13 protein-coding genes, 2 tRNA genes and 2 pseudogenes are annotated in these 12,033 nt (G+C 65.4%); 12 read left to right on the forward strand and 5 right to left on the reverse strand.

What is annotated here, in order from left to right; all coding sequences use genetic code 11:
- Window positions 1-41 precede the first annotated feature (41 nt).
- The gene (locus tag ASF58_RS04965) at window positions 42-950 is read right to left on the reverse strand and encodes an N-formylglutamate amidohydrolase (protein ID WP_055947980.1); all 909 of its coding nucleotides are present in this window, start codon (window positions 948-950) and stop codon (window positions 42-44) included.
- 207 nt (window positions 951-1,157) lie between these two features.
- On the opposite strand from ASF58_RS04965, the gene ASF58_RS04970 reads away from it, so the two are divergent.
- The 4 genes from ASF58_RS04970 to ASF58_RS04985 all read left to right on the forward strand — a co-directional run bounded on the left by ASF58_RS04970 (window position 1,158) and on the right by ASF58_RS04985 (window position 3,238).
- Window positions 1,158-1,514 (forward strand): response regulator, encoded by a 357-nt coding sequence (locus tag ASF58_RS04970; RefSeq protein ID WP_003603128.1) that lies wholly within the window; start codon window positions 1,158-1,160, stop codon window positions 1,512-1,514.
- A 94-nt stretch (window positions 1,515-1,608) separates the two neighbouring features.
- Window positions 1,609-1,866 (forward strand): glutaredoxin 3, encoded by a 258-nt coding sequence (gene grxC, locus ASF58_RS04975; RefSeq protein WP_055947982.1) that lies wholly within the window; start codon window positions 1,609-1,611, stop codon window positions 1,864-1,866.
- Window positions 1,863-2,711, forward strand: a complete 849-nt coding sequence (locus ASF58_RS04980) for a carbon-nitrogen hydrolase family protein (protein ID WP_055947986.1) — start codon at window positions 1,863-1,865, stop codon at window positions 2,709-2,711. The genes grxC and ASF58_RS04980 overlap by 4 nt, the downstream gene beginning before the upstream one ends.
- A 35-nt stretch (window positions 2,712-2,746) precedes the next feature.
- Entirely contained in the window at window positions 2,747-3,238 is a 492-nt protein-coding gene (locus ASF58_RS04985; RefSeq protein WP_055947989.1) for a DUF1178 family protein, read from the forward strand.
- A 3-nt stretch (window positions 3,239-3,241) separates the two neighbouring features.
- Here the strand turns inward: ASF58_RS04985 and ASF58_RS04990 are convergent, their stop codons facing one another.
- The gene (locus ASF58_RS04990) at window positions 3,242-3,730 is read right to left on the reverse strand and encodes a disulfide bond formation protein B (RefSeq protein WP_055947992.1); all 489 of its coding nucleotides are present in this window, start codon (window positions 3,728-3,730) and stop codon (window positions 3,242-3,244) included.
- A gap of 20 nt (window positions 3,731-3,750) precedes the next feature.
- The gene (locus ASF58_RS04995) at window positions 3,751-4,332 is read right to left on the reverse strand and encodes a YqaA family protein (RefSeq protein ID WP_055947995.1); all 582 of its coding nucleotides are present in this window, start codon (window positions 4,330-4,332) and stop codon (window positions 3,751-3,753) included.
- A gap of 138 nt (window positions 4,333-4,470) precedes the next feature.
- Between ASF58_RS04995 and ASF58_RS05000 the strand changes: the two genes are divergently transcribed.
- Window positions 4,471-4,555 (forward strand) — tRNA-Leu (locus ASF58_RS05000).
- 387 nt (window positions 4,556-4,942) lie between these two features.
- Here the strand turns inward: ASF58_RS05000 and ASF58_RS05005 are convergent.
- Window positions 4,943-6,820, reverse strand: a complete 1,878-nt coding sequence (locus ASF58_RS05005; RefSeq protein WP_082512819.1) for a M10 family metallopeptidase — start codon at window positions 6,818-6,820, stop codon at window positions 4,943-4,945.
- Between the two features lie 1,019 nt (window positions 6,821-7,839).
- Here ASF58_RS05005 and ASF58_RS05010 point away from each other — a divergent pair.
- A pseudogene (locus tag ASF58_RS05010) lies at window positions 7,840-7,998 on the forward strand (IS3 family transposase); the annotation flags it as partial.
- A gap of 195 nt (window positions 7,999-8,193) precedes the next feature.
- On the opposite strand, the gene ASF58_RS05015 reads toward ASF58_RS05010, so the two are convergent.
- Window positions 8,194-8,892: a glutathione S-transferase N-terminal domain-containing protein gene (locus tag ASF58_RS05015; RefSeq protein WP_055948000.1), complete on the reverse strand. Its 699-nt coding sequence runs from the start codon at window positions 8,890-8,892 to the stop codon at window positions 8,194-8,196.
- A gap of 147 nt (window positions 8,893-9,039) precedes the next feature.
- Between ASF58_RS05015 and ASF58_RS05020 the strand changes: the two genes are divergently transcribed.
- From ASF58_RS05020 to ASF58_RS26955, 6 genes and pseudogenes are all read left to right on the forward strand, one after another.
- The gene (locus ASF58_RS05020; RefSeq protein WP_055948889.1) at window positions 9,040-9,834 is read left to right on the forward strand and encodes a DUF72 domain-containing protein; all 795 of its coding nucleotides are present in this window, start codon (window positions 9,040-9,042) and stop codon (window positions 9,832-9,834) included.
- 244 nt (window positions 9,835-10,078) lie between these two features.
- Window positions 10,079-10,155, forward strand: a tRNA-Arg gene (locus ASF58_RS05025).
- Window positions 10,156-10,238: 83 nt separating this feature from the next.
- Window positions 10,239-11,006, forward strand: a complete 768-nt coding sequence (locus ASF58_RS05030) for a CDP-diacylglycerol diphosphatase (protein WP_055948002.1) — start codon at window positions 10,239-10,241, stop codon at window positions 11,004-11,006.
- Window positions 11,007-11,117: 111 nt separating this feature from the next.
- Window positions 11,118-11,396 carry a hypothetical protein gene (locus ASF58_RS05035; protein ID WP_082512822.1) on the forward strand — a complete coding sequence of 93 codons (279 nt, stop codon included), beginning with the start codon at window positions 11,118-11,120 and terminating at the stop codon, window positions 11,394-11,396.
- 68 nt (window positions 11,397-11,464) lie between these two features.
- The gene (locus tag ASF58_RS05040) at window positions 11,465-11,644 is read left to right on the forward strand and encodes a hypothetical protein (protein WP_055948007.1); all 180 of its coding nucleotides are present in this window, start codon (window positions 11,465-11,467) and stop codon (window positions 11,642-11,644) included.
- Window positions 11,645-11,823: 179 nt separating this feature from the next.
- A pseudogene (locus tag ASF58_RS26955) lies at window positions 11,824-12,032 on the forward strand (hypothetical protein); the annotation flags it as partial.
- Window position 12,033 lies beyond the last annotated feature (1 nt).

A 12,033-nucleotide genomic window follows, 5' to 3' on the forward strand; every position in this document is an offset into this window, starting at 1 on the left:
ATCTTTTCGGGCCGCTGCCAAATCTTTCTTGTCGGATGCCCCTATTCAGCGGCCATCCGGGAGGGGGCGAGGCCCTGGACCTCGGCGGCCACGGCTGCCACGACGCTGCGCAGGTGCCAGACGAGTTCCGAGAAGCCCGGCGTGATCGCGAGGGAGGCCTCGTTCATGTAGAGGCTGCGGTTGATCTCGATCTGCAGGGCGTGGCGCTCGACGTTCGGTTCGCCGTAATGCTCGGTGATGAAGCCGCCCGCGTAGGGCTTGTTGCGCAGCACGCGGTAGCCGCGAGCGCGCAGGTGGTGCTCGAAGGCGTCGATCAGGATCGGCGCGCAGGCCGTGCCGAAGCGGTCGCCCAGGATGATGTCCGCCCGCGCCGCCTCGTCGCGCCCGAGGCTCGACGACGGCATCGAATGGCAGTCGATGAGGATGGCGTGGCCGAACTGGCGGGCGGTACGCTGGATCAGGCTGCGCAGCGTGCGATGATAGGGCTTGTACAGCGTCTCGATCCGCTCGACCGCGACCTCCACCGGCAGCCGTCCGCGATAGATCTCCTGCCCGTCGGCGACGAGGCGCGGGATGGTGCCGAGGCCGCCCGCCACCCGCATGGAGCGGGTGTTGGCGAAGGCCGGCAGGCGTCCGTCGAACATGCGCGGATCAAGCTCATAGGGCTCGCGGTTCACGTCGAGGAAGGCGCGCGGGAAATGTGCCCGCATCAAGGGGGCCCCGAGATCGACCACCGGGGCGAACAGCCGGTCCACGTGCGCGTCTTCCGAGCGCCGCAGCGCGAGCCCATCGAGGCGCGAGGCGGCCAGGAAGGCGGGTGGGTAGACCGCACCGGAATGCGGTGTGTTGAAGACGAAGGGGAGGGTATGCGCCGTCGGTTCGTCCACCGTGAAGGGCGGATCGAAGACCGCCGCTCCGGACGCTTCGGGGGTCTGGAACGGCTCTGTCATCGCGGCGCGGGCGCCTCGGTGCGGACGGGACAACGCATCGACTCACTTTGCGGTTTGCCAACTCGCCTGTCCAGCAGGACGGAGGCGTCGCGAGGCCGCTCTGGGTGCCGTTGGACACCCCGTCCCGACGGGCTGGCAACGTTCTGTTTACCAAGCCGGTGCTTTGTGGAAAGAACACGTCGAATCAAAGGTACGGGACGCTGCTCGATGAAGATCCTCCTGGCGGAAGACGACAACGACATGCGCCGCTTCCTGGCCAAGGCGCTGCAGAACGCCGGCTACGACGTGCTGTCGTTCGACAATGGGCTCTCGGCCTATAATCGCCTGCGCGAGGAGCCCTTCGAGCTGCTGCTCACCGACATCGTGATGCCCGAGATGGACGGGATCGAGCTGGCGCGTCGCGCCACCGAGCTCGACCCCGACATCAAGGTGATGTTCATCACGGGCTTCGCCGCCGTGGCTCTGAACCCGGATTCGAAGGCCCCGAAGGACGCCAAGGTCCTGTCGAAGCCCTTCCATCTGCGCGACCTCGTCAACGAGGTCGAGAAGCTTCTGGCCGCCTGAGCGTAACCGCCAGCACCCCCACCGAATCGAGGCAGTAGGAAGAGCCCGCCGGCTCGCCTATATGCTGTACGGATTGGGATGGGGCGTTTCGACGATGAAGCCGGTCACGATCTATACAACCGCGTGGTGTCCCTACTGCTCGGCGGCCAAGAGCCTGCTGCGCGACAAGGGCATCGCGTTCACCGAGATCGACGTCGAGCGGACGGCCGGCGCGCGCACCACCATGGTCCAGCGCGCCGGGGGCCGCACGAGCGTGCCGCAGATCTTCGTCGGCGAGACCCATGTGGGTGGCTGCGACGACCTCTATGCCCTGAACGGCGCCGGCAAGCTCGACGCCCTGGTGGCCGCATGAACGGCGCGCCCAAATTTACGGCCGCGTGCGTACAGATGCGCTCGGGCCGCGATCCGCTCGCAAACCGCGACGCCGCCGTGGCCCTGGTCCGCGCGGCCGCGGATGCCGGGGCGCACTACGTCCAGACGCCCGAGATGACCTCTCTGGTGGAGCGCAGCAAGGCGAGCCTGTTCGAGAAGGTCACGGCCCAGGACGACGACCCGACGCTGGCGGCGCTGCGCGACGTCGCCCGTGAGCGCGGCATCGTGCTCCAGATCGGGTCGCTCGCCGTGCGCAACGGCGACAAGGTCGCCAACCGCGCCTTCCTGATCGATGCCGAGGGAGCGATCACCGCCTCCTACGACAAGCTGCATCTCTACGACGTCGACCTGCCCAACGGTGAACGCTGGCGCGAATCGGCGACCTATACGGGCGGCGCCTGCGCCGTGGTCGCCGACACGCCCTGGGCGGCCATCGGCCTCGCCATCTGCTATGACATCCGCTTCCCGGCCTTGTACCGGGCCCTGGCGGAGGCGGGCGCCACCGTCCTGACGGCGCCGGCCTGCTTCACCAGGCAGACGGGCGAGGCGCACTGGCACGTGCTGCACCGGGCCCGCGCCATCGAGACCGGCTCGTTCATGATCTCGGCCGCGCAGGGGGGACACCACGAGGATGGACGCGACACCTACGGTCACTCCCTCATCGTCGATCCCTGGGGCCGAGTCCTGGCCGATGCCGACGGAGCCGAGCCGGGGGTGATCCTCGCCGAGATCGATCTCGCCCGCGTGGCCGATGCCCGCGCCCGCATTCCGACCCTGCAGCATGCCCGCCCCTTCACGATCGAGCGGGTGGGGCGCGCCACCTGACACCGCCCGCAGACGCGTTCCGAAAATCCTGACCCATGATCCGCTACACCCTCGTCTGCGAGGCCGAACACGGCTTCGAGAGCTGGTTTCCGTCGAGTGATTCCTTCGACGCCCAGGCGGCACGCGGGCTGGTCTCCTGCCCGGTCTGCGGCTCGGTCCGGGTCAGCAAGAGCATGATGGCGCCCTCGGTCGCCCGGACGGATCGCGGTCCTCGCACGCTTCCGGCCCCCGTCGGGACCCCCGCGGAGGCTGGCGCGTCCCCCGCCGGGCCGCCGGCGACGCCGCAACTGGCACTCACCGAGCCCGAGCAGCGCCTGCGCGCCCTGATGCGGGCGATGCGCGAGGAGGTGACGCGGAACGCCGATGATGTCGGGGCACGCTTTCCGGAAGAGGCCCGGCGGATCCACTACGGCGAGACCGAGACTCGTGCGATCTACGGCCAGGCGAGCCTCGAGGAGGCCCGCGCCCTCGTCGACGAGGGCATCGCGGTGGCGCCCCTCCCGCCGGCCTCCGACGACCGGCACTGAGCCTCAGCGCTTCAGTGCGGCGGTCCCGGCGATCGACGAGAGGGCGAAGGCGATGAGCGCGTTCCAGCCCGCGAGAGAGATCCCGGCCAGGCGCCAGGCCGCCGTGGAGCAATCGGCCACGCGGGTGGTCTGGAGTGCGTTCAGAAAATCGCCGACGGCGGCCGGATTGGCGCCCGCGCCACCGCCGCAATCGGTGGGGCCGGCCCAGAGGCTCCACTCCGCCCCTGCGTGATAGACGCTCAACCCGGCTCCATAGAGGAGGCCGAGGGCGGCGAGGCCGAGGACGAGACGGGTGGCCCAGGCAGGCAGGACCAGGCCCAGGACAGCCAGCGGAATCGCCGCGTAGTAGGGAATGCGCTCCTGCAGGCAGAGCTTGCACGGCACGTAGCCGAGCCCCCACTGGAAATACCAGGCTCCCGCGAGCGTCGTTACGGATCCGACGAGCAGAAGGAGGGCGGTGCGGCGCAGGCGCAGGAGCGAGGCGTAGTCCATCTGTCTACAATCACCTTGGTCTAGAGCAACACCTTGAACAGCACGAAGCCGAGGATGATGACGGCGACGGAGATCGCCGCCACCACGTTGAGGTGCCGGTCGAGCACCCCCCGGATCTGAACGCCGTAGCGGCCCAGAAGTCCCGCCAGGATGAAGAACCGGGCGCCGCGCGTCAGCAGCGACAGCACCACGAACCAGAACAGGTCGTAATGGGCGAAGCCCGAGGTGATGGTCACGAGCTTGAACGGGATCGGCGTTAGGCCCTTCAGCAGAATCACCCAGTGCCCGTACTCGGCGTAGGAGGCCTGGAAGGTCGCGGCCTTGTCGGACAAGCCGTAGACCCGGAACACCCATTGCCCGATGGAGTCGAACAGCAGGGCGCCGATGGCGTAGCCGAGGAGGCCGCCCGCCACGGAGGCCAGGGTGGTGATCAGGGCATAGAACCAGACCCGGTCCGGCCGGCTCACCGCCATCGGCACCAGCATCACGTCCGGCGGCACCGGGAAGAACGAGCTCTCGGCAAAGGCCACCGCCCCGAGGGCGTAGGGCGCGGAGGGCTTGCCCGCGAGCGCGAGGATCCACTCGTAGAGGCGACGGATCATGAGGGGTCCGGGAAGGCTGGAAGGGATGGGCGGCGCCCTTTGACCATACGGCGCCGTTCCTGGCGAGCGCTCGCGGACCGCACTGCGAAGAAAACCCCTCTGGCCGAAACCGGGAAGGTGTGCGATGACGCGGGTGCTGCGGGCGTGGTGGAACTGGTAGACGCGCCGGACTCAAAATCCGGTTCCGCAAGGAGTGTCGGTTCGATTCCGACCGCCCGCACCACTCGGCTCCCCTAGCCATCGCGATTCGGCCCGAGCGCCCAGGTGCGCCTCGACCCGTCTCATCTCGGCGAGCGGCCCGCGAAAAGCGGGCGATCGACGAACTTGGCATGGTGGCTCTCGCTCGATCCCCGCCTTGACCGGCCTGACGTTGCGGGGAGGGCCGAGAGACAATCCATCGCGCGGTATCCTAGACGGACGGTCCGGTCGGCTCCGCCTGCGCGCGACCCGTGATGCAGGGACAATCCTGCCGATCTGGGCGATCCGAACGAATGAAGTCGACGCTGCCCTCGCCGTGAGCCTCGCAAAGCGCGGCTCACGAGGCCGCTCGACCGGACCAGACCTGCGGCGCAGGCGCGCCGTAGGTCTGTCTTCGTTTCGAGTGTGGTCCTCAGGCGACGAGCAACACGTCGTGTTTCAGACTCCCGATAAGGTCGAGGTTGGTCACGCCGGCGATCTGGAACGTCTCGCTCAACTCCCCCCAAAGGTCGGTATCCGCCGTGATCGTGTAGACGTCCGTGCCCATCGTTTGGCTCAGCGTGGCGCCCGGACCGAAGCCGGAGAACGCAAGGCGGTCGCCCGCCGACGCACCCGCGTCGTTGAAGTCCATCACCTTATCGCCGTTGGTCTCGCCCGGGCGGAACACGAAGGTGTCGGTGCCGCCCCCGCCGATGAGCACGTCCTTCCCGCTGTCGCCGTCGAGGACGTTGTCCGCACCGTTGCCGATCAGGGTGTTGCCGAGGGCGTTGCCCGTGCCTGTCAGATCGGCCGTGCCGGTCAAGGTCAGGGCATCGAGGCTGGTTCCGAGGGTGTAGCTGATCGAGGACCGCACGGTGTCGATGCCTTGGCTGGCCATTTCGACCACGAGATCACCGCGCGCGCCGACGATGTAGGTGTCGTCGCCCATGCCGCCGATCATGAGGTCGTCGCCGGTGCCGCCGTCGAGCGTATCGTCGCCGGTACCACCGTAGAGCCAATCATCGCCGGCGGCGCCCGACAGCGTGTTGGTGGCCGCGTTGCCCATGAGGACGTTGTCCAGCGTATTGCCGGTGGCGTCGATGGTGCCCATCCCCGTGAGCTTCAGGTTCTCGACGTTGGCGCTGAGCGCGTAGGAGATCGCGGCGAGGACGGTGTCCGTGCCCTCTCTGGTCGACTCGATCACACTGTCGTCGATGCTATCCACCACGAAGGTGTCGTTGCCGAGGCCGCCCGCCATGGTGTCGGCGCCGAGGCCGCCGTCGAGGCGGTCGTTCCCGGCACCGCCGGTCAGCGTGTCGTTGCCCAAACCACCGGCCAGCGCATTGTCAACGCTGTTTCCGACAATCGTATCGTTGCCCGATCCGCCGATGGCGTTCTCGATGAGAGACGCGGTATTGTCGTTATACAGGAGGGCATTGGCAATATTCCCAGCCGCCGGATGACCTACTCCGAGCTGAGCCAGTTGACTGACGGAGGTTACCGTCCACTTTCCGGGAGACAGGTCGATACTCAGATTTGTCCCATAATTCGAGAAATCGTATGTATCATTTCCTCCCCCATCCCAGATCGTCATGAACAGGCGATTTTCCAACGGAATGGAGAATCCATTGCCATCGATCGAGAGCTGGCCAGTATCGGGGCTCCACTGGTAGCGATTGTCGCCTGCGTTGACGTCATAATTCGCTCCGTACATGTATTGCAGCGCGGCAATGTCGTACATCATCAGCGATTGAGGAAAGCCGTTGAGCTCGTTTTCGGCATACCCTCCATCTGAGCCGACATACGATTTGGCCATGATCGTGTATTCGCTTGAATCATGCTCATAGGTCATGGCCCCGAATACACCGGGCTCATTGCCGTGCTTGAAGCCCAGCGCATGCCCGATTTCATGGAGCATCGCAGAAAAAGCATAGGTTCCGACAACCGGGTCGTCGAACCCTACCGTATTATACCAAGTGTCGCCGGCATCGGGGCCATTGCCTGGATAGTAAGCCCACGCATTTGGGGGCATATCCGACATGGCGAAGCGTAAATCGCCGGCCCCTCCGTCGATCTCGGTAAAAGAGAGATCTGCGACTGAGGCGACAGAACTCAACATCTCTCGGACAACTTCCTTTTGCCGCTCGCTGAAAGACTGGAAGTTTAAATCCCTCTCGCCTCTGTATTCGTACTGGGCAGGATCGGTGGGAAAACTGAACGTCATATCGGTGTTCGCCCAGCGCAAGCCTGCCAGCAATCCATTGATATCTTGATTGCCGCTTGCAGGGACAGACGCATAAGTATTGGCCATTTTACACTCCAGTCGATACGAACTAGCTCTTCGAAATCTTTGATGCCTGCTCAGGATTTGTTCGAAAGGCGGTAGATCGGACGTCTCCCCAGTCTTCCGGCCGGCCGATCGGGTTTATCTTCGATCGCATGTCGGGCAGTCGCGTTGACGTATTGACCCTGGCGGGATGGCAACCATGCCTCACCCGATCAGAGGTGGAGGATGAGACCTGTTTTTGACTTGATCGCATCACGGCATAGAGCAAGCTTCGATGCCGTTGTATTTCGGGTTATGCTACAAGTCGCAGGTGTTGATCTATTATTGTCTTTGGCAAAGGCCGCGAGCAATTTACTCTGTGTGACCCTTTATTCTGAATCGGCCTCTTTCATAACGCAGGGTTCCTCGACCGGGGAAGTGCTGAAGATGTGTCGGCGCAGGCATCGCGCCGCGTCGCAGGTCGGTCTCGGGTTGGCTCGGATGTCAATCGATACGGCAGCGGTCTGGGATGTCTCGATTTGCACTGCGTGGTTGTCGCTCTGCCGATCATCCTTTCCTGTGGCGCGCCTCCGGATGCGGCGGCCCGACCCTCGGAACTGCGTGTCCAACCGCCGCTTCGAGGGGCTACGGAGACTTTGGGCGATACCGATCCTGCCCAGGTCGACGATCATCCCAAGTAGGCGTAAGCGAAATTCGTGCCGTGGTTGAATAGGCTCGATCGAAGGATCGCGCTGCGTGCACGCTGCGTCCCGTCTTCGATCTGCGATGGATGCGCGTCGCCAGCTGGGGCATCGAACCGCACCTCGATCGCTGGGAAGCGAGCGCCTTGCCGAGAGTTTGTCAGGGACAAGCGCGGACCGGTTGTCCCGAAAAGACAAACGCCAAGACCGGAATCAAGGGTCTGTCTGGCTCGGGATGAGGCTGACAGACCCGGACGACGCGATCGTTGGCGACCCGGCCCAAGCCCCGCTCCACCAGTTGCATGGTCTCCGACTGCATGGTCCCTGGATGTCATGCGCCCGATCCGTCGCGACGCGAGCCAGGCCTGCCGGATCCTCGGCGAGCCTCGGGGCATGCAACGCTCCGTGCCGACGGTACCGACCGCCGAGGATGCGCTGACCCGCGCCAGCATGGCCTCGGCGTCCGAGTTCGGACGCTATGGCGAGCGCCGCATCTCCGCGCTGCGGCAGGCGGCCGGGTGGGCGGGGTCAGGTCAGGTCGGGCACCACGCCGGGTGATTGCTTCGGTTTGATCGATGCCGCACACATCGCACGCGCTGATCCGCTCAACGAGAGCGGGCAGGCGAAGGGCAAGGTCGTCCTCGCCGGTTTCGCCGACTAAACCCCATCAGGACGCATTCCGCCTGGAACCGGGACGCGTCCTGCATCGGGCCGAGGCTACGGTGTGAGTTGTGCCAATTCCTCGAGGCCGCCACCATCGGCATAGGCCTTTCGGAAGCTGTCGCGAGACTTCCAGCGCTTCCAGAATCCGTCGAGCTGCTCGAACCGTTCGTCGAGCGGCGTGGCTACGGGGCCGAACTTCGAGAAGGCGATGGCCGTGCAGAGGGTGATATCGGCAAAGGTCGGGTGCTCGCCGCCCAGCAGCCATTCGCGTCCTTCGGCCAGGTGTCGATCGACGAGGGCGGCGTGCGCCAGGGCCTCCTTGCGGCAATGCTCGCCCCATTGCGGGTTGCTCGTCAGCTCCAGCTTCGGTCCGAGACCCTGATGCGAGACGTGGAACAGCGTCGTCAGCCGGTAAAGGATCTGCACCCAGACGCGATTGTCCCACATCGCGTCGAGCCCCTGAGCGAGGGGCGTTTCGCCGGTGATCCTGCGGCCCTCATGGTGTGCATCGAGGTAGCGCACGATCGCGGACGACTCCGAGAGATAGCTGCCGTCGGGCAGTTCCAGCGTCGGCGTCTCGCCCCACGGGTTCATCTTGAGGTGGCGCCAGCCGCGCTGCTCCCCCTTGGGGGCCATATCGTAGATCACCTCCTCGAAGGCGTCGGTGATGCCCTTCTCGTGCAGGAAGAGGCGAAGGCGCTGAGGGTTCGGGAACGCCGATGGCGACGTGTAGATCCGAGTTTTGGTCGACAAGGAAAATCTCCGCTGATGGGCACGGCCGGCAGGTGGGCTGCACCATCAGGACTGGCAAGGACGGCCGATGTTCCAGGGCCTGACGCGATTCATGGCCCCATCGTTCCGCGAGGCGCCGGCTTGCGCCGCCTCCGGCGCCCGCGCACCCTGCCCGAGACGTTCTTCAACGTTGGGGGCTCGAACAGCGTGATCGCGATTGGGACGGCCGGCTGGAGCGTGCCGAAGGCCCATGCCGATGCGTTCCCCGCATCCGGCAGCCATCTGGAACGCTACGCGCAGCGCTTCGATGCCGTGGAGATCAACACTGCGTTCTACCGGTCCCACCGAGTCGGGACCTATGCGCGATGGGCGGCGTCCGTGCCCGAACGGTTTCGCTTCGCCGTCAAGCTTCCGCGCACGATCACGCACGAGCAGCGGCTCGATCGAGCCGAGGGGCTGCTGCGCCAATTCCTCGGCGAGGTCGCCGGGCTCGGCCCCAAGCTTGGCCCGCTCTTGATCCAGCTGCCGCCGAGCCTCCGCTTCGACCCAGATACGAGCGCTGGGTTCCTGCGGGCCTTCCGAGACATTCATGGCGGCAGCATCGTCTGCGAGCCGAGGCACGCCAGCTGGTTCGCGCACTATGTCGATGCGCTGCTGACCGAGTTGTGTATCGCGCGCGTCGCAGCTGATCCGTCCCCAGTGCCCGGCGCCGGCGAACCCGGAGGCTGGCATGGTCTGCGCTACGAGCGCCTGCATGGCTCACCGAAGATGTACTACTCGGCCTATCCACCCAGCACTCTGGATGCCCTCGCCGGACGCCTGCGAGGCGACGCCGTGCACGGGCACGAGTGCTGGTGCATCTTCGACAACACCGCTGCTTTCGCGGCCGCCGGCGACGCGCTGGCTGTATGCGAGCGCCTTCGCAGCCACGCAAAGCTGAGCGAAACGCCGACGCCACCTTAGCGCTGCCGCAAGACGATCTTGGCGCGCCACAGGAACGGCGCGCACCCCGCGTCGCAGCCGAGCCGTGTTCGCATCTGCCCAGCATCTCAGTGCACAAACGGCGCCCTTGCACCCTGAGAGACTCGACCCGGTTGGGACCTGCGACCTTTGCTTTCGAAGCCCTTGCGGACATCCCTTTGAGCCGAAAGGCTGCCACGACCCGTTGCGCGGAGCCCGTGCATGGGCTACCAGAACGACACGGTCAGCACCCGTAGCTCAGCTGGATAGAGCGTTGCCCTCCGAAGGCAAAGGTCACACGTTCGAATCGTGTCGGGTGCGCCAATCATTTCAATGATTTACCGTCGCTTCAGGCTCCGTCCCGCCTTCGCGTATCGAGCGTTGCGCGACGAAGAGGTCCTTGAGACGTGAAAGGTGCGTTCCGGTTACCGGCTCTCCTGCTCTGCGTTGCAGCGGCTGTCACGCCGGCCCGGGCGACCCTGAACCCCTCCCGCGACGTCCTCTGGATCGCCCTGCAGGGCTGTCTTCTCACGAAGAAGACCACGGGCCGCGCCTTTCCCTGCCTCTCGGTCGATCTGGGCGACGAGGATCGTCCCGGAACGGCCGTCCTACGGGCGCCCGGACAGCCGACACACACCGTTGTCATGCCGACCGTCGCGGTGGTCGGCCTCGAAGCACCGCAGCTTCAGCAAGCTGCCGGCAATACCTACTGGAAAGCAGCGCTTGCCGCCCGGTCTTATGTGGTCTCGGCTCTGGGAGGACGATTGCCAGTGGAGCGGGTCGGCCTCGCCGTGAACTCCGTGGGTGGGCGGAGTCAGGACCAACTCCATATCCATCTCGATTGCATCAGGCCGACCGTTCGTGCTGCCCTACAGCGTCATTCCCTGCGCCTGCGGGAGAATTGGACCGCGTTTCCGACGCCCCTCGTGGGTGGGCGTTTCATGGTTCGTCGGATCGATGCGGCCGCGGTGGACGGCTTCAATCCCTTCGCTGCCCTGCGGCAGCTTCCGTGGCGTACGTCCGATCTGCGCTCGACGAGTTTCGCGATCATCGCCCGCGAGCCGAACGATCCTGATAAGGGGTTCTACATGCTCGCCTATCGCTCCCCCGAAGCGCATGCCGAGATGCTACTCGACCACAGTTGCTCGGTTGCGCCGAAGGCGGTGTCCGAGTGAACTCTCCCATCTGGAGCGGTGGTGTCGGGCCGAGTCGGTTGGCGCAGGGCTGGACCGCTTGCCGCGGACGGTGGATGTTCACGGTGGGCCTAACGGCGAGAGCGACCTGAGATGACAGCAGAAACCGGAGATCCGCCGGAACGGCTATCCAAGGTTGTGCGCCTCTCGACGCTTCTCGCAGATCAGGTGCTGGCAGCGCAGGCCGCCGAGCAGCCGGTTCCCAAGGCCCACATCAACGCGTTGCTCGACGCAGCCATCATCCTCGATAAGTACCAGGTCGCGTTGCCGGCGCCACTCGGCCAGATCGTCGATCAGATCAGCGACGTCGAAGATCAGGAAGCTGGCCGTCTCGCATGGCTGTTCCGGCCATTCCAAGGGTCCGCAAGGTAGAGCTCGCCCTTCCGTCTCGTAGAAACCGCTGCAACATTCACCTAACCGCGCCCAGCGGAGGCGGAGCGTTGCTGCTCAAGCCGGTCTCAACGATCTTCAATCAGCGCTTCGACCGACTGGATCTTGGCCTCGAAATCAGCGATCCGCTGCAGGACACCCCTGCTCGGGAGTGGTTCACCCGCTTCCGCTTCCAGCACCAAGAAATGCTGTTCAGCCCTCAGGCGTTCGATGAGCGCTTCCAGATCTGACATACCAGGGGAAGCTCACCACGGCGGAGCATGTTCCTCATCGGTTCAGGCTCATCCTTAACACCTGCCTACCGCGATGGACGGACCTTCGTCCCTGGCGCCCGACCTGTTCCGCATCGCGGATCACGCGCGTCTATGCCCAAGCCGCCGATCCATGTGTGCTGGGCGCAAACGTGGTGTCACCGACCAAGGGTGGCGCATCGAAGAAGGCTGAAGCGATGGCGCGCGCATGCCTCGCGCGGCCGCAGTCAAGGTTGTCGCTGACGAGACCGGCGAACGCGAGGCGGCCGCGATCCTCGCGCCGTTCGGCGAGCTCCCGGGCGACTTTGTCGAGAGCATACAGCGCGCGCGGCGCAATCGTTCACGCGGCAGGGGCGCTCGAGGATGAA

This window comes from Methylobacterium sp. Leaf125, from assembly GCF_001423085.1.
In the GTDB taxonomy this organism is placed as follows: domain Bacteria; phylum Pseudomonadota; class Alphaproteobacteria; order Rhizobiales; family Beijerinckiaceae; genus Methylobacterium.

Coding starts and splice junctions, on each gene's coding strand:
- ASF58_RS04965 (WP_055947980.1), bottom strand. CDS start 950: ATGACAGAGCCGTTCCAGACCCCCGAAGCGTCCGGAGCGGCGGTCTTC.
- ASF58_RS04970 (WP_003603128.1), top strand. CDS start 1,158: ATGAAGATCCTCCTGGCGGAAGACGACAACGACATGCGCCGCTTCCTG.
- grxC (WP_055947982.1), top strand. CDS start 1,609: ATGAAGCCGGTCACGATCTATACAACCGCGTGGTGTCCCTACTGCTCG.
- ASF58_RS04980 (WP_055947986.1), top strand. CDS start 1,863: ATGAACGGCGCGCCCAAATTTACGGCCGCGTGCGTACAGATGCGCTCG.
- ASF58_RS04985 (WP_055947989.1), top strand. CDS start 2,747: ATGATCCGCTACACCCTCGTCTGCGAGGCCGAACACGGCTTCGAGAGC.
- ASF58_RS04990 (WP_055947992.1), bottom strand. CDS start 3,730: ATGGACTACGCCTCGCTCCTGCGCCTGCGCCGCACCGCCCTCCTTCTG.
- ASF58_RS04995 (WP_055947995.1), bottom strand. CDS start 4,332: ATGATCCGTCGCCTCTACGAGTGGATCCTCGCGCTCGCGGGCAAGCCC.
- ASF58_RS05005 (WP_082512819.1), bottom strand. CDS start 6,820: ATGGCCAATACTTATGCGTCTGTCCCTGCAAGCGGCAATCAAGATATC.
- ASF58_RS05035 (WP_082512822.1), top strand. CDS start 11,118: ATGACAGCAGAAACCGGAGATCCGCCGGAACGGCTATCCAAGGTTGTG.